Raw genomic sequence first — 15,962 nt, 5'->3', positions numbered from 1 at the left:
CGTCAGACGATGTCGGGCACGCTGACCCTGGCCTCGTCGGCCTCCTGGTCGGTGAGCTTGGCCTGGCTCTGCCGCTCGGCCTCGACCCGGCGCAGGTAGTGGTCGACCTCCTCGGCCGTGCGCTCCTCGCTCCAGCCGAGTTCGGCGGCCATCAGTGCGGCGGCCGCCGGGGCGGCGGCGACGCCACGGTCGAATGTCTCGATGGAGATGCGGGTGCGGCGGGCGAGCACGTCGTCGAGGTGCCGGGCGCCCTCGTGGGTGACCGCGTAGACGACCTCGGCCGCGAGATAGTCCTCGGCACCCTCGAGCGGGAGCCCGAGCTGACGGCGAGAGGCGATGAGGTCGAGCAGGTCGTCGACGAGTCCGCCGTAGCGACCCAGCAGGTGGTCGACACGAGCGACGTGCAGACCGGCGCGCCGCGCAAGCAGCACCCGTTGGTTGACCCGGGTCTCGTAGCCCTCGGCACCGGCCAGCGGCACCCGGTCGGTGATCGAGGGCCGCACCATGCCGGTGCCGGTGGTCTCCAGGGAGTGCGCCGCGGCATCGATGGCGTCGCGCGCCATCACCCGGTACGTCGTGTACTTGCCGCCCGCGATCATCACCAGACCGGGCACGGGGGTGACCACCGTGTGCTCGCGGGAGATCTTGCTCGTGGGCTCGGACTCGCCCGAGAGCAGCGGGCGCAGACCGGCGTACACGCCCTCGACGTCGGTGTGGTCGAGCGGTTCGCGCAGGATCGCGTTGACGTGCTCGAGGATGTAGTCGATGTCGGCGCGGCTCGCCGCGGGGTGCGCCTTGTCGAGATCCCAGGCGGTGTCGGTGGTGCCGATGATCCAGTGCCGGCCCCACGGGATGACGAACAGCACCGACACTGACGTGCGCACGATGAATCCCGCTTCGGAGCGGATCCGGTCGCGGGGCACCACGATGTGCACGCCCTTGGAGGCCTGCACGTGCAGAGCACCCCGCCCCCCGACCATGGCCTGGATCTCGTCGGTCCAGACCCCGGCGGCGTTCACGACGACCCGGGCACGCACCTCGATGTCTCGACCGTGCTCCAGGTCGCGCGCGGTCACGCCCACCACGCGCTCCCCCTCGCGCAGGAACCCCGTGACCTTCACGCGGGTGGCGACGTGGGCGCCGTGCCGCGCGGCCGTGCGCGCGATGGCCGTGACCAGTCGGGCGTCGTCGACCTGGCAGTCGTAGTAGCGGATGGCGCCCGCGAGGTCGTCGGCCTTGAAGTCGGGGGCGATGCGGGCCACCTGGCGCCTCAGCAGGTGCCGGTGCATGGGCACGCCCATCTCGTACTTGCCGGCCTTGGCCATGGCGTCGTACAGCATCAGCCCGGCACCGACATAGGGCCGCTCCCAGCCCTTGTGCGTCAGCGGGTAGAGGAAGGGCACGGGCCGCACCAGGTGGGGGGCGAGCCGGGTGAGCAGCAGGCCGCGCTCCTGCAACGCCTCGCGCACCAGACCGAAGTCGAGCATCTCGAGATACCGCAGGCCGCCGTGGATCAGCTTGCTGCTACGGCTCGAGGTGCCGCTGGCCAGGTCGCGCTGCTCCAGCAGGCCGACCGAGAGACCGCGCGTGACGGCGTCCAGGGCCGTGCCGGCGCCGGTGACTCCTCCGCCGACGACCAGCACGTCGAGCTCGTGCTCACCACTCACCCCCGCCATCGCCGCCAGGGCGGTGTCGCGGGCTTCGGGGTTCAAGACGCCGGGCCGACTCATGCGTCCACTCTCCCAGACCTCGCGTTGCGCGCGGGTTTCGACCGGCTTGACGCTCGCCTCCCCAGAAGGGAGGTTCGACACCGTGGACGACCGCACCGATGCCGACCTCGACTTCGAGCGCGACGGGGTCGTCGTGATCCGGGGCGCGCTGCCCCCGGCACTGGCCGTCGCCTGCGCGGACGACCTGTGGCGCGCGGTGGAGGAGGAGTCGGGGCAGGTCCGCGGGGCTCCTGCGACGTGGACCGAGCCGATGGTGCGCATCGCCGGGCTCGCCACGCCGGCCTTCGCTGAGGCCGGCCACACGCCCGCGCTGGTCGCCGCCTACGACCGGCTGGTGGGGCCCGGAAGATGGCAGCGGTTGTACGGACTGGGCACGATCCCGGTGCGGTTCCCACACCGTGACCCGCAGCCGGACGCCGGATGGCACATCGAGGGCGGCTGGGTCGACGAGTCCGGCGTGATGCGCTGCTCGCTGGCCTCCCCCACTCGCGCACTCCTGTTGCTGCACCTCTTCTCCGAGGTCGGGGAGGACGACGCACCGACCCTCGTGCGGCTCGGCTCGCACCACGACGTCGCACCGTTCCTGCGCGATGCCGGGGAGGCCGGCCGTCCCTGGGCCGACGTGTGTGCCGACGTCGTCCCGGCCTCGACCGGCCGCACCGAGATGGCGGTCACCGGCCGTGCCGGCGACGTCTGGTTGGCACATCCGCTGCTGGTGCACTCCGCGAATCCCTGGCATCGGGGCCGCGAGCCGCGACTGATGTCGCAGCAGGCCCTGCCGTGGGTGCCCGGTGCCGTCGACGTCAGTCGCGGGCGGCCTCCACGGCCTCGGTGAGTCCGCGGGCGGCGAGCCGGTCGGCGCGCTCGTTGTACTCGTCGCCCGCGTGACCCTTGACCCAGTGCCAGTGCACCTCGTGGCGCTGGCAGGCGGCGTCGAGCTCCTGCCAGAGGTCGACGTTCTTCACCGGCTGCTTGGCCGAGGTGCGCCAGCCGTTCCTCTTCCACGAGTGCATCCACGACGTGATGCCGGAACGCACGTAGGTGCTGTCGGTGTACAGCTCCACGGTCACGGGCCGGGTGAGCGCCTCGAGTGCCTTGATCGGGGCGGTGAGCTCCATCCGGTTGTTCGTGGTGGTGCCGGCCTCGCCGCCGCACAGCTCGAGCTCGCGCGAACCCGCTCGCAGCACGGCGCCCCAACCGCCCGGACCGGGGTTCGGCACACACGCTCCGTCGGTGTGGATGACGACGACCTCAGAAGCCTCGGACTGCTCGGCGGGCTCGCTCACGGATTCCATGGTGGGCCCATTGTGGCCGGTGCCGGGTCAGAGCATGCGGTCGGCGTGCATGGTCTGGCGCGACCTCACCTCGGCGAGCGCGTCGAGGTCGACCTCCGCCACGGCGATACCGGGCTCCGCGCCGAGGGTCGCCAGCTCCCGCCCCTCCGGGTCGAGCACACACGAGCCACCCGTGGCGCCCACCGTGCCGGTCGGGCCCAGGGCCGCCGCGGCTACGACGTACATGCCGTGATCCAGGGCGCGGGCGGGCAGCGACACCTCGCGCCCGCGAGTCGATCCCTCCAGGTAGGCCGCCGACACGGCATACACCTCGGCACCCGCTCGTGCGGCCGCCGCGGCGTGCTCAGGAAATCGCGTGTCGTAGCAGATCGCGAGACCCACCCGCACGCCCTGAATCGCGAGGACGACGGGGGCCGGGTCGCCGGGTGAGAACCACGCCCGCTCGGAGCGGTCGACGTGCTGCTTGGCGTACACCGCCGCGCCCCGGCCCTCGGGGTCGACGCGCACCATCGCCAACCGCAGGCGGCCGTCGTCCGTGACCAGTGGCGTGCTCACGAGCACGGTGCAGCCGCTGTCGGCGCACGCCTCGCGCAGGGGCGCGAGGAGTGGGCCATCGAGGTCTCTGTGAGTCGGCGAACCGCCGGCCACAACCGCGTCGAAGGCGTCGGGGTGGTACCCGGTGAGGAATGCCTCGGGCAGCACGAGCAAGCGCGCTCCCTGCGCCCCGGCCCGCGCCGTGAGGTCTGCCGCGAGACCCACGTTGGTGGCGATGTCGGCCACCGCGGGCTCGGCCTGGCCGACCGCGACCCGTAACGTCATGACGTCAGGATGCCAGCGGGCGCCGCGGCTCGGCCAGCAGTGCGGCAGCGGGACCGAGCAGCAGGGTCGCCGCCACCACGCCGACCAGCAGGACGTCGCGACCGACGCCGGCGGCCGCCCAGAGCACCAGGGCCACGATCGCCGATCCCTCGCACGCCACGACGGCCGCGGCCCCGCGGGACCGACCACGCGCCAGCAGCCAGAGCGTCACGACGGCGAGCAGGGCCAGCAGCCCCGTGGAGCCACCGAGGGCCAGACCGAGGAAGAGGCCGAAGCCGTCCCACTCGTCGCTGTGCGTCTGCGCGTCGTCCCAGCAGAGGTAGGCGCCGAGCGGCACCGCCGGGATCGCGACCAGGACGGCGATGACCTGCGGGACCGCGAGCAGGGTCTGCCAGACCCGGCTCGACCGGGAGGATGACACGGATGCGGAGGGGGTCGTGTTCACGGGTCGACTCTGACCCTCCTCGACCCGCGAGGTCGTGAGTCTCGGTACTCAGCTGGCCGGACGCGTCTGGCCGGACGCGTCTGGCCGGACGCGTCTGGCCGGACGCGTCTGGCCGGATCACGACCCGGCGGCAACTTCTCGCCGGCCCCCGGCCCGACCGGGATCGTCGGTGCCCTGAGTCGTGGCCCGTCGACGCTTCCTAGGCCCCGACGATCTCGACGCGCTGGAACTCCTTGCAGTCGGTGTAGCCGGTGGTGGCCATCGACCGCCGCAGCGCACCGATGAGGTTCATGGTGCCGTCGGCCACGCGGGAGGGACCGAAGAGGATCTCCTCCATCGTGCCGACAGACTCGAACTGCACACGCTGGCCGCGAGGCAGGTCGGCGTGGTGCGCCTCGGTGCCCCAGTGGAAGCCCCGGCCCGGCGCATCGCTGGCGCGGGCGAAGGGTGAGCCGACCATGACGGCGTCCGCGCCGCAGGCGATGGCCTTGGCGATGTCGCCGGACGTGCCGATCGACCCGTCGGCGATGACGTGCACGTAGCGACCACCGGACTCGTCGAGATAGTCGCGGCGGGCCGCGGCGACGTCGGCCACCGCGGAGGCCATCGGCACCGCGACACCGAGCACGGTGCGGGTGGTGTGCGCCGCTCCCCCGCCGAAACCGACGAGGACACCGGCCGCACCGGTGCGCATGAGGTGCAGGGCGGCCTGGTGGGTCGCGCAACCCCCGACGATGACCGGCACGTCGAGCTCGTAGATGAACTCCTTGAGGTTCAGCGGCTCGGCCTGGCTGCTCACGTGCTCGGCCGACACGGTGGTACCGCGGATGACGAACATGTCGACGCCGGCGTCGACGACCGTCTTGGCGAACTCCTTGGTGCGCTGAGGGCTCAGCGAGCCCGCCACGGTCACACCGGAGTCGCGGATCTCGCGCAGCCGCTCGGTGATGAGCGCCGGCTTGATCGGCTCGGTGTAGATCTCCTGCATCTTGGCCGTCGCCTCGGTGCCCTGGAGCCCGGCCACCTCCTCGAGCAGCGGCTCGGGATCCTCGTAGCGGGTCCACAGACCCTCGAGGTTCAGCACGCCCAGACCCCCGTGTCGCCCCAGGGCGATGGCCGTGGCCGGAGACATGACGGAGTCCATCGGCGCGGCGATGACCGGTAGGTCGAAGCGGTAGGCGTCGATCTGCCAGTGCGTGCTGACCTCCTCGGGGTCGCGGGTGCGCCGTGAGGGCACGATGGCGATGTCGTCGAAGGAGTAGGCACGCCGGGCGCGCTTGGCCTGGCCGATCTGGATCTCGGTCACGGCGCTCAGTGTGTCACGCACCGCAGACACTGCGGACGCGCGCCGGGCTCAGCCGCCGCTGGACCCGGCGTTCGCGACGACGGCGGCGATCGGCGGCAGCACGCAGGCCACGGCGCACATCACCACCGCGGCCGGGATGGAGTAGAGACGCACCACGAAGATGGCCAGGAGCCACAGGGTGAGGCAGGTGCCCATCACCCAGGCGTAGCGGCGCATCCGCACCCGCTGCGTGGCGCGCAGACCGGCCCGCGCTCGGGTGATCACCGGGACGTCCTCGTAGCGTCGTCGCTCCACCTCTCGAACCTACGTCGGGCATGCTCACCCCATGACGATCGCGGACGATGTCCGGTCGTTGCTCGACGGCGCCGGTGACCGCGAGCGGGCGGCCAAGCAGCGGGCCTACATGAAGTCCGCGATGCCCTATCGCGGCCTCACCTCCCCTGAACTCACCACCGCGCTGCGACCCGTGCTGAGGGCCTACCGGCCGCAGTCACGTGGGCAGTGGGAGGGCGACGTCCGCGACCTGTGGGACGCCGCCACCCACCGCGAGGAGTGGTACGCCGCCCTCGCCGTGGCGAAGGTGCGAGCGGCTCGGCCGTGGCGCGATGCCGACTGCCTGCCGCTGGCCCGCCACCTGATCACCACCGGCGCCTGGTGGGACGTCGTCGACGACATCGCCACGCACGTCGTCCGCGATGCGCTGGACGCCGACCCGGCCGAGGTCACGCCCATCCTGCTGGCATGGGCCCGCGACGACGATCCCTGGGTGCGGCGTACGGCCGTGATCTGCCAGGTCGGACGCCGAGAGCGCATCGATCTCGACCTGCTCGGGCATGCGCTCGAGGCCAACCTCGACGACACCACGTTCTGGCTGCGCAAGGCCATCGGCTGGGCCCTGCGTGACCTCTCCGGCACCGATCCCGACTGGGTGCGCGCCTTCGTCGACGCCCACGCCGGCAGGCTCTCGGGGCTGTCGCGGCGCGAGGCGCTCACACGCCTCGGCTGACCCGTGGGCCGAGCCCCGACGTCAGCGACCGGAGTAGTTGGGCGCCTCGACGGTCATCTGCACACCGTGCGGGTGGCTCTCGCTCAGCGAGGCCTGGGTGATGCGCACGAACCGGCCCTTCTCCTGGAGCTCGGACACGGTGCGCGCGCCCACGTAGAACATCGACTGGTTGAGCCCGCCGATGAGCTGGTGGGCCACGGCGGCCAGCGGACCACGGTAGGCGACCTGGCCCTCGATGCCCTCGGGCACGATCTGGTCGTCGCTGGTGACCTCGGCCTGGAAGTAGCGGTCCTTGGAGTAGGACTTCTTGCCCCGGCTGCTCATCGCGCCCAGCGAGCCCATGCCGCGGTAGGACTTGTACTGCTTGCCGTTGACGAACACCAGGTCGCCCGGACTCTCCTCGCAGCCGGCGAGCAGGGAGCCCAGCATGACGGTGTCGGCCCCCGCCACCAGCGCCTTGGCGATCTCACCGGAGTGCTTCATCCCGCCGTCGGCGATCAACGGCACGCCCGCTGGCTTGGTGGCGAGCGAGGCCTCGTAGACGGCGGTGACCTGCGGCACGCCGACCCCGGTGACCACGCGCGTGGTGCAGATCGAGCCGGGCCCGACGCCGACCTTGACGGCGTCCGCACCGGCGTCGACGAACGCCTGCGCGCCCTCCCGGGTGGCGACGTTGCCGCCGATGACCTGCACGTGCCGCGTGGCGGGGTCGCCCTTCAGGCGCGCCACCATGTCGAGGAGCATGCGCACGTTGCCGTGAGCGGTGTCGGCGACGAGCACGTCGACGCCGGCCTCGATGAGGGTGGTGGCGCGCTCCCACGCGTCGCCGAAGTAGCCGATCGCGGCGCCGACGAGGAGTCGGCCGTCGGAGTCGTAGGACGCCTTGGGGAACTGCTCGCCCTTGACGAAGTCCTTCACGGTGATGAGCCCGGCCAGGCGACCGTCGTCGTCGACCAGCGGCAGCCGCTCGCGCTTGTGCTTGCGCAGCAGCGCGGTGGCCTCCTCGCGGGTGATGCCGGCGCGGCCGGTGATCAGCGGCATCGGCGTCATCATCTCGTCGACCTTGGTGGTGGCCCACTCCGCGACGGGGGTGAAGCGCAGGTCGCGGTTGGTGATGATGCCGATGAGGTGATTGTCGGTGTCGACGACGGGCAGACCCGAGACGCGGTACTCGCCGCAGATGCGGTCGAGCTCCTCCAGGGTCGCGTCGGGACCGATCGTCACGGGGTTGGAGATGATGCCGGTCTGGGTGCGCTTGACCAGGTCGACCTGGTAGGCCTGGTCGGCGATCGAGAGGTTGCGGTGCAACACGCCGATGCCGCCCTGGCGGGCCATCGCGATGGCCATGCGCGACTCGGTGACGGTGTCCATCGCGGCCGAGCACAGCGGCACCTCGAGCGAGATCTCGCGGGTCAGCCGCGCGGTGGTGTCGATGTCGGACGGCGCCAGGTCGGAGTGACCGGGCAGCAGCAGGACGTCGTCGTAGGTGAGGCCGAGGGCCGCGAACTTCTCCGGTAGCTCCACGCAGCGAGTCTAGAGGCTGAGCCGGCTCAGGGTTCGTTCCGGGCCGGTGCCGACGCCGTGACCTCGAAGACACCAGGCGCGCCCCACCCGCGCTCGGCGAACCCGCGCTCGACGGCCTCGCGGACGCCGTCCGCGTGGTCGGCGCCGACCAGCACGATCGCCGAGCCACCGAAGCCGCCGCCGGTCATGCGCGCTCCCAGCGCCCCGCGCTCGACCGCGGCTTCGACGACGACGTCGAGTTCGTCGCAGCTGATCTCGTAGTCGTCGCGCATGCTCGCGTGCGACGCCACGAAGAGATCACCCACGGCAGCGAAGTCCTCGTCGCGCAGCCGCTCGGCGCAGCGGCGCACCCGGTCGGTCTCGGTGACGACATGACGGACCCGACGGAAGGTCTCCTCGTCGAGCCTGACCTCGACGGCGGCGAGGTCGGCGGGTTCGAGGTCACGCAGCGAGTCGAGCCCGAGCGTCTCGACGGCGCGTTCGCAGGCGGCTCGTCGCGAGCCGTACTGGCCGTCGCCCAGGGCGTGCTGCACCCGGGTGTCGACCACGAGCAGGGTGAGTCCGTGGGCGCCCAGGGCGAACGGGACGTCCTCGGTGGCACCGCTGCGGCAGTCGAGCAGCAACGCGTGGCCCTCGCGGCAGCGCAGGGACGCCGCCTGGTCCATGCCCCCGGTCGGCGCCTGCGCCACTTCGTTCTCGGCCCGCACGCAGGCCGCCGCCAGGCGTGCACGGCCCTCGTCGGAGTCACCCAGCCCGAGGTCGAAGAGGTCGTCGGCCGCCAGCGCCACGGCGCACTCGAGCGCGGCCGAACTCGACAGCCCTGCGCCCACGGGCACGTCACTGTCGACCGACACCTCCAGCCCGCCCGCGGCGAGCCCGTCGCGGCGCAGCGCCCACAGCACGCCGGCGACGTACGCCGTCCAGCCCGAGGGCGAGCCGGGGCCGACATCGGCCAGCTCGACCTCGGCAGGATCGCCGTGGCTCGAGCGCGCGATGATCAGGTCGTCGTCGCGCCTCGTGGCGGTCACCGTGGTGCGCTGAGGGATCGCGATCGGCAGCACCAGCCCGCCGTTGTAGTCGGTGTGCTCCCCGATCAGATTGACCCGTCCGGGCGCCGACCACCGCATGCGTCCACCCTACGAGCCGCCGGTGGTCGGGCAGCGAGCGCCAGCGAGCCCGGTGTCCCGCCGCTGGGTGAAGCCGTGAGCAGCGCCAGCCACGAGCCCGTCGTCCGGTGGTTGAGCCGTGAGGCCGTCCACGGCCGAGCGCGTCGAAACCCCACACAACGCTGACGCACCGGTGGTCGAGCCGTGAGAAGCACCAGCCACGAGCGCGTCGTCCGGTGGTTGAGCCGTGAGGCCGTCCACGGCCGAGCGCGTCGAAACCCCGCGCGGCGCTGACGCACCGGTGGTTGAGCCGTGAGGAGCGTCAGCGACGAGCGCGTCGAAACCCCGCAACGGTCAAGGCAACATCTCCTCCACAGTTCCCCGCCAGACCTTCAGATAGAACAGGTGTTCGACTAGAATCGGGTCATGACCCCGGCGCCCGCACCCCAGCCCGCAGGACTGCTGGCATGTGCGGTGTCGGCGCAGCGCGAAGCCCAGTCCGCCGAGGCCCGTCTGTGGGAGGCGGCCGCGGAGTGGTGTGCCGCCCACGCCGAGGGCCACGTGCCGGACTGTGTCGCCGGTGGCCCGCTGGGCGTCGTGACCGATGAGTTGCTGGCCGCCTATGAGGTCGAGGGCGGCGACCGCCTCGTGGGCGCCGGTGGCCCGGGGACGCCGTTGGTGGCGGAGTTCGCGATCATCGAGCTCGCCACCGCCCTGGGTCGCTCGGATGCGTCGGGTCGGGCGTTCGTGGGTGCGGTGATGGAGACCCGGTTCCGCCTCCCACTGCTGTGGGAGGCCATGACCTCCGGGCGCGTGCCGCCGTGGCGGGTACGCCGCATCGCCGAAGAGACCATGCGCCTCGGGCCTGAGGCTGCGGGGTTCGTGGACCGGATGATCACCCCCATCGCGCACAAGACCGGCCTGCGGGCCCTGGACGGGCTCGTCGCCGACGCGATCGCCCGCTACGAACCCGAAACCGCTGAGGCCGATCTCGCCGACGCCCACGCGTCGCGGCACGTGACGATCGAGCTCGACCAGTCCGGCCGATCGACTACCCAGGGTGCCATCTGCGCGTTCGACGGTCTCGTGCGGCTCGACGGGCTCCTGGACCGTGCCGATGCCGAAGACCTCGACCACGCCCTCCGCCACCTCGCCGCCGAGCAGTCCGCGCTCGGCTCACCGCTGGACCTCGGCGAACGACGTGCCGCCGCCCTGGGGCAGCTCGCCCGGAACCAGACCATGCTCGACCTCGGTGGTCAGGTGAGCGCTGGTGTGGTTTCGACGCGCTCGGCCGTGAACGGCCTCACGGCTCAACCACCAGGCTCACCGGTGGTGGACGGCCTCACGGCTCAACCACCAGGCTCACCGGTGGTGGACGGCCTCACGGCTCAACCACCGGCCCTGCCGGTGGTTGAGCCGCCGGATGCCGAAGGCGAAGGCGTGTCGAAACCACCCCCACCCACCACGCTCCCCACCACGGTCCCCGCAAGCGTGCCCGCCCGCCAACTCGTCCTCCACGTGCACCTCTCCAGCGAGGCCATCACTGGCACCGGCACACCGAGCATCGACCCCGCCACCGGCGCCCTGGGCCTCCACCTCGCCCGCGTGTCCACCGCCACCGGTGCACACCGCGCCACGGTGACCGCCGCCCAGGTCGCCACCTGGGCCGGCAACCCCGACACGAAAGTCATCGTGAAGCCGGTCGTCGATCTGGCCGAGACCATCAGCGTGGACGCCTACGAGATCCCCGACCGCATCGCCTACCGAGTCACCGAGCAGCGCCAGACCTGCACCTTCCCCTTCTGCACCAGGACAGCGATGCGCGCCGACCTCGACCACATCGACGAATACGTCCCACCATCAGAAGGCGGGCCACCCGGCCAGACCAGCACCGACACCCTCGCCCCGCTGTGCCGCACCCACCACCGCGCCAAGACCCACCCCAGCCCCAGCCACCAACCAGGCCGATCCGAGAAACGCTGGCGCTACCGCCGCATCCGCCCCGGGCTCTACCTCTGGACCAGCCCCCACGGGCGCCACTTCCTCGTCGACCCCGACGGCACCGAACACCTCACCTGACGCGCCCACCGGCATGCGGCGTCAGCAGGGCCCGATCAGCAGGGCCCGGTCAGCAGGGCCCGATCAGCAGGACATCGGCGCAGCCTGAGTGCGGGCCACGCAACGGACGGCCGGATCTCGACCATGGTCGGGCAGGATCAGCGCCACGACATCTGACGCAGCGCGATGCGCACGGTCAGCTGACCGCCGGCGACGCGGATACGACCCCGCAATCCCGCGCCGAGCACCATCGGCATGACGGCCTGGTTGTCCGAGCTCGCGCTCAGCACGATCTCCTGCACCCCCTCGGCGTGCGCGAGCCGCACGATGTCACTGAGCAACCGGGTGCCGATGCCCCGACGCCGCCAGCCCGGGTCGACCTGGAGGCTGACCGGTCGCACCTCGGGATCGTCGTCCTCGGGGGCGAGCACCGCCGCCTGACCGACGAGCACGTCGTCGACCATGGCCGCGACCGTGAGCCCGGCGATGACGAAGTCCGGCTCGGCGCCTTGGCCCATCCTGCCGCCCGAGCCGTGACCACCGCCGAGGGCGACGGACTCACGGCTGCGCCGCATGACGTCGTCGACCAGGCGCGCCATCGCCGCTCCGCGGGACCGCTCGATGTCGGTGAACGGCGCGGCGCGACGCACCTGCACGCCCACGTCGCCGACTGTCATCTCGATCAGGTCGTGCCCTGAGGCGTCGCCCTCGCCGGGCTCGGCGTCGAAGAGCGCGGCGACCACCTCCGGGAAGCTCGCCGGCCGGGCGAGGATCGAACGCGCCGCCTCGACGTAGCGGGTCGGCTGATCGGTGAGCGCGGCGGCTGTGCACTCCCGCGCGGTGAGGAACGTCCAGCCCGCCCCCGCGACCAGCGCGTCGAGGTCGGGCTCAGCCCATGCCGAGGGCGTCTCCAGCACCAGTTCGTCGGTGACGGCGTCGGTGTCGGGAAAGATCTGGAGGCCCCGGATGTCGACCCCCGCCTCGGCGCAGCGTTGCGCTAGCGCAGCGAGGCCACCGGGGCGGTCTGGGAGACTGGCGCGAACCCTCCACAGCATGCTCATAGGGCTCATTGTGCCCCCGTTCGCGCTCGCTTCGTTACCGCGTCGTTACCTGGACATTGCCGGGCCTCGGGTCGGTCAGGTGAGCTGCAGAAGGGTTCTGAGAGGCTGACGGCATGCAGGGCTCTCTGCGGCGGGTCGTCGCCTGGGTCGAGCGTCCGCGCGCCGTCGTCGTCATGGCCGCCCTCACCCTGCTCGTGCGCCTGCTCGGGCTGCTCCAGCCGATCCGCTCCGACGAAGCCGGGTTCCTCCTCGTGGCGAAGAACTGGCAGCCGGGCGACCCGCTCGGCAGCACGCTGGTGCATTCGGTCTACGGTCCGTATTTCGTCGACCGACCACCCCAGGTGATCGCCTTCTTCGGCCTGACCGACCTGATCGGCGGGCCGCTGTTCGTGCGAGTCGTCGGGGCGGTCGCGTGCGCGGTGGTGGTGCTGCTCGCCGCCCACGGCGGTCGCCTGGTGGTGAGTGACGAGCAGGCCGGACGACGCGCCGGCGGGTGGGCGGCCCTGCTCGCCGCCGCGACCCTCACGACACCCGCCATCGATGTCGTCGGGGTCAAGGGCGAAGTGCTGGGCATCCCCCTGGTGCTCGGCGGGGCGCTGCTGGCCGTGCACGCCCTCCGGACGGCGTCCTGGCAACGAGGCGTGGCGCTGGCGCTCGCCTCAGGGCTGTGCGGGTCACTCGCGGTCGGCTTCAAGCAGAACCTGGCCGGCGGGCTCGTGTTCGCCGGCGTGCTCGTCCTCGTCGCGTTCGCGACCCGGCGACTCACGCTCCCCCGGGCCTCCGGCCTGACGACCGGTCTGATCGTCGGCGCGGCCGTCCCCGTGGCGGTGACGTGGGGCTGGGCCCTCGTGAACGGCGTCGACCTGCACGCGCTCTGGTACGCCGCGGTCGGGTTCCGCGGCGACGCCTCGCAGGTGCTGGCCGACTCGTCGTCGACCGCGCCGCTCGAGCGGGCGGCCGTGCTGGCGGGCGTCGCACTCGCCTCGGGGCTCGTGCTCGTCGTCGGCGGCTTCGTCGTGCACGCACCCGACGAGTGGCGCGACGACCCGCCGTTGACCGCCGCGGTCGCGGCCATGCTCGCGGTCGACACGACCGGCCTGGTGCTCTCGGGCAGCTACTGGCGCGACTACCTCTTCGCCCTGCTCCCCTCCGCCGTGCTGGCCTGCGCGCTGCTCGCACGGCGTCGTCCGTCGAAGCGTGGGAGGGCGATGCGCACGATGGTGGGGCTCGGCGTGGTGTCGTCCCTGGTCTCACTCGCGGGGTGGGCCGGCCTCCAGCTCGCGGGCATCCAGCCCTTTCCCGAGTCGGACACGGCGAACGCGCTGCGAGACGCCTCCCAACCCGGCGACACCCTGGTGGTCTACGGGGGCCACGCCGAGATCCAGCAGATGTCCGGGCTCCCCTCGCCCTACCCCTATCTCTGGACGCTGCCCATGCGGGTGCTCGACCCCGACCGCGACCAGTTGATCGGCCTGCTCTCGTCGTCGCGGCGTCCGACCTGGTTCGTCGGCTGGATCCCGCTCAGCTCCTGGGATCCAGCCATCGGCACGCGACTCGAGGCGGTGCTGGCGCGCTATTACGAGCCGCGCGGCACCGCCTGCGACGGCCACCCCGTGTGGGTCGTTCGGGGGCTGGACCGACCAGAGATCGACCCCGTGTGCAGCGGGAACGCCGACCTCGGCAGCTGAGGGCATCGACCCCTCACGCGACATTTCGCGACCCCTCGCGACCCCTCGCGCGACATTTCGCGACCCCTCGCGCGACATTTCGCGACCCCTCGCGCGACATTTCGCGACCCCTCGCGGGACATTTCGCGACCCCTCGCGGGACATTTCGCGACCCCTCGCGGGACATTTCGCGACCCCTCGCGGGAAACGCGACGGCCCGCCCACCTCGCGGTGGACGGGCCGTCGGAGGAGCCGTGGATCAGTGACCGTGCCCGTGGCCGTGGCCGGCCGCGGGAGCGTCGTCCTCTTCCTCGGGCTTGTCGACGACCAGGGTCTCGGTCGTGAGCAGCATGCCCGCGATCGAGGTGGCGTTGACCAGCGCGGAGCGGGTGACCTTGACCGGGTCGAGCACGCCCTGGGCGACCAGGTCGCCGTACTCGCCGGTGGCGGCGTTGTACCCGTTGCCGACGCCCATCTCGCGCACCTTGGTGGTGATGACGTAGCCGTTCTCGCCACCGTTCTCGGCGATCCAGCGCAGCGGCTCGTCGGCGGCGCGCCGCACGATCCTCACGCCCACCGCCTCGTCGCCGGAGAGGCCGAGACCGTCCTCGAGGACGGAGACAGCGTGGATGAGAGCCGAACCACCGCCGGGCACGATGCCCTCCTCGATCGCGGCACGCGTCGCGGAGACGGCGTCCTCGATCCGGTGCTTCTTCTCCTTCAGCTCCACCTCGGTGGCGGCGCCGACCTTGATGACGCAGACGCCGCCGGCCAGCTTGGCCAGGCGCTCCTGGAGCTTCTCGCGGTCCCAGTCGGAGTCGGAGTTCTCGATCTCCGCCTTGATCTGGTTGACGCGGCCCTCGACGGCCGCCGAGTCACCGGCTCCGTCGACGATCGTGGTGTTGTCCTTGGTGACGACCACGCGGCGCGCCTGGCCCAGCACCTCGAGCCCGACCTGGTCGAGCTTGAGGCCGACCTCGGGGGCGACGACCTGGCCGCCGGTCAGCGTCGCGATGTCCTGCATCATCGCCTTGCGACGGTCGCCGAAGGCGGGGCTCTTCACCGCGACGGCGTTGAAGGTGCCGCGGATCTTGTTGACCACCAGGGTCGAGAGCGCCTCGCCCTCGACGTCCTCGGCGAGGATGAACAGCGGCTTGCCCGACGCCATGACCTTCTCGAGCACCGGCAGCAGCTCCTGCACCGAGCTGATCTTGCCCTGGTGCAGCAGGATGTAGCAGTCGTCGAGCACGGCTTCCATGCGCTCGGCGTCGGTGACGAAGTACTGGCTCAGGTAGCCCTTGTCGAACTGCATGCCCTCGGTGAACTCGAGGTCGGTGCCCATGGTCGAGGCTTCCTCGACGGTGATGACGCCGTCCTTGCCGACCTTGTCGAAGGCCTGGCTGAGCAGGTCGCCGATGTGCGGGTCGCGGCTCGAGATCGTGGCGACCGAGGCCATGTCCTCGACCGAGTCGACGTCGCGGGCGGCGTCGCGCAGGGCGTTGCCGACGGCCTCGGTGGCTGCGTCCATGCCCCGCTTGAGACCCATCGGGTTGGCACCGGCGGCCACGGCGCGCAGGCCCTCGTGGACCATCGCCTGGGCCAGCACGGTGGCGGTGGTGGTGCCGTCGCCGGCGACGTCGTTGGTCTTGGTGGCGACCTCCTTGGTGAGCTGCGCACCGAGGTTCTCGAACGGGTCGTCGAGCTCGACCTCACGGGCGACGGTCACACCGTCGTTGGTGATGGTCGGGGCGCCCCACTGCTTGTCGAGCACCACATAGCGGCCCTTGGGGCCGAGGGTCACCTTGACGGTGTTGGCGAGGGCGTCGACGCCGCGCTCGAGGGCGCGGCGGGCGTTCTCGTCGAATTCCAGGATCTTGGGCATCTCTCTCCTTTGAAAAGACAAAAGTCCTGACGTGCCTGGCGCCCGGCTGGCAAGGCGCCGCTG

The 15,962-nt window shown here is 71.8% G+C and carries 14 protein-coding genes; 4 read left to right on the top strand and 10 right to left on the bottom strand.

The genetic code is table 11. The features are described 5' to 3' along the window. Positions 1-2: 2 nt before the first annotated feature. Positions 3-1,730, bottom strand: a complete 1,728-nt coding sequence (locus tag ISG29_RS00610) for a glycerol-3-phosphate dehydrogenase/oxidase (protein ID WP_194501439.1) — start codon at positions 1,728-1,730, stop codon at positions 3-5. An 82-nt stretch (positions 1,731-1,812) separates the two neighbouring features. On the opposite strand from ISG29_RS00610, the gene ISG29_RS00605 reads away from it, so the two are divergent. Next, the gene (locus ISG29_RS00605; protein ID WP_194501438.1) at positions 1,813-2,565 is read left to right on the top strand and encodes a phytanoyl-CoA dioxygenase family protein; all 753 of its coding nucleotides are present in this window, start codon (positions 1,813-1,815) and stop codon (positions 2,563-2,565) included. Here ISG29_RS00605 and rnhA read toward each other — a convergent pair. From rnhA to ISG29_RS00580, 5 genes are all read right to left on the bottom strand, one after another. Then, positions 2,534-3,016 (bottom strand): ribonuclease HI, encoded by a 483-nt coding sequence (gene rnhA, locus ISG29_RS00600; protein ID WP_328827365.1) that lies wholly within the window; start codon positions 3,014-3,016, stop codon positions 2,534-2,536. The genes ISG29_RS00605 and rnhA overlap by 32 nt on opposite strands. Before the next feature lie 36 nt (positions 3,017-3,052). Beyond that, a complete protein-coding gene (locus ISG29_RS00595) occupies positions 3,053-3,844 on the bottom strand; it encodes a carbon-nitrogen hydrolase family protein (RefSeq protein ID WP_194501436.1) in 792 nt (263 codons plus the stop codon). Between the two features lie 4 nt (positions 3,845-3,848). Next, positions 3,849-4,289, bottom strand: coding sequence for a hypothetical protein (locus ISG29_RS00590; protein ID WP_194501435.1), 441 nt, complete (start codon positions 4,287-4,289; stop codon positions 3,849-3,851). Between the two features lie 199 nt (positions 4,290-4,488). Then, a complete protein-coding gene (locus tag ISG29_RS00585; RefSeq protein ID WP_194501434.1) occupies positions 4,489-5,595 on the bottom strand; it encodes a GuaB3 family IMP dehydrogenase-related protein in 1,107 nt (368 codons plus the stop codon). Between the two features lie 48 nt (positions 5,596-5,643). Further along, positions 5,644-5,889: a DUF3099 domain-containing protein gene (locus ISG29_RS00580; RefSeq protein WP_328827359.1), complete on the bottom strand. Its 246-nt coding sequence runs from the start codon at positions 5,887-5,889 to the stop codon at positions 5,644-5,646. A 31-nt stretch (positions 5,890-5,920) separates the two neighbouring features. On the opposite strand from ISG29_RS00580, the gene ISG29_RS00575 reads away from it, so the two are divergent. After that, entirely contained in the window at positions 5,921-6,601 is a 681-nt protein-coding gene (locus ISG29_RS00575; RefSeq protein WP_194501433.1) for a DNA alkylation repair protein, read from the top strand. Positions 6,602-6,622: 21 nt separating this feature from the next. On the opposite strand, the gene guaB is transcribed toward ISG29_RS00575, so the two are convergent. Both guaB and galK read right to left on the bottom strand, forming a co-directional pair. After that, on the bottom strand, positions 6,623-8,125 hold the full coding sequence (gene guaB, locus ISG29_RS00570) for an IMP dehydrogenase (protein ID WP_194501432.1): 1,503 nt from the start codon (positions 8,123-8,125) through the stop codon (positions 6,623-6,625). Positions 8,126-8,151: 26 nt separating this feature from the next. Beyond that, the gene (gene galK, locus ISG29_RS00565) at positions 8,152-9,252 is read right to left on the bottom strand and encodes a galactokinase (protein ID WP_194501431.1); all 1,101 of its coding nucleotides are present in this window, start codon (positions 9,250-9,252) and stop codon (positions 8,152-8,154) included. Positions 9,253-9,657: 405 nt separating this feature from the next. Here galK and ISG29_RS00560 point away from each other — a divergent pair, with 405 nt between their 5' ends. Next, positions 9,658-11,310 carry a 13E12 repeat family protein gene (locus tag ISG29_RS00560; protein WP_194501430.1) on the top strand — a complete coding sequence of 551 codons (1,653 nt, stop codon included), beginning with the start codon at positions 9,658-9,660 and terminating at the stop codon, positions 11,308-11,310. A 137-nt stretch (positions 11,311-11,447) separates the two neighbouring features. Here the strand turns inward: ISG29_RS00560 and ISG29_RS00555 are convergent, their stop codons facing one another. Then, positions 11,448-12,350, bottom strand: a complete 903-nt coding sequence (locus tag ISG29_RS00555) for a GNAT family N-acetyltransferase (RefSeq protein WP_194501429.1) — start codon at positions 12,348-12,350, stop codon at positions 11,448-11,450. A gap of 113 nt (positions 12,351-12,463) precedes the next feature. Between ISG29_RS00555 and ISG29_RS00550 the strand changes: the two genes are divergently transcribed. Continuing rightward, entirely contained in the window at positions 12,464-14,038 is a 1,575-nt protein-coding gene (locus ISG29_RS00550) for a hypothetical protein (protein WP_194501428.1), read from the top strand. A 238-nt stretch (positions 14,039-14,276) separates the two neighbouring features. Here ISG29_RS00550 and groL read toward each other — a convergent pair whose 3' ends face one another. Beyond that, entirely contained in the window at positions 14,277-15,899 is a 1,623-nt protein-coding gene (gene groL, locus ISG29_RS00545; protein ID WP_194501427.1) for a chaperonin GroEL, read from the bottom strand. Positions 15,900-15,962 lie beyond the last annotated feature (63 nt).

It is taken from the genome of Nocardioides acrostichi, from assembly GCF_015319165.1.
Classification (GTDB): domain Bacteria; phylum Actinomycetota; class Actinomycetes; order Propionibacteriales; family Nocardioidaceae; genus Nocardioides; species Nocardioides acrostichi.
Note: the sequence above shows the minus strand (reverse complement) of the source record. Positions and strands in the feature narration are given on the sequence as shown.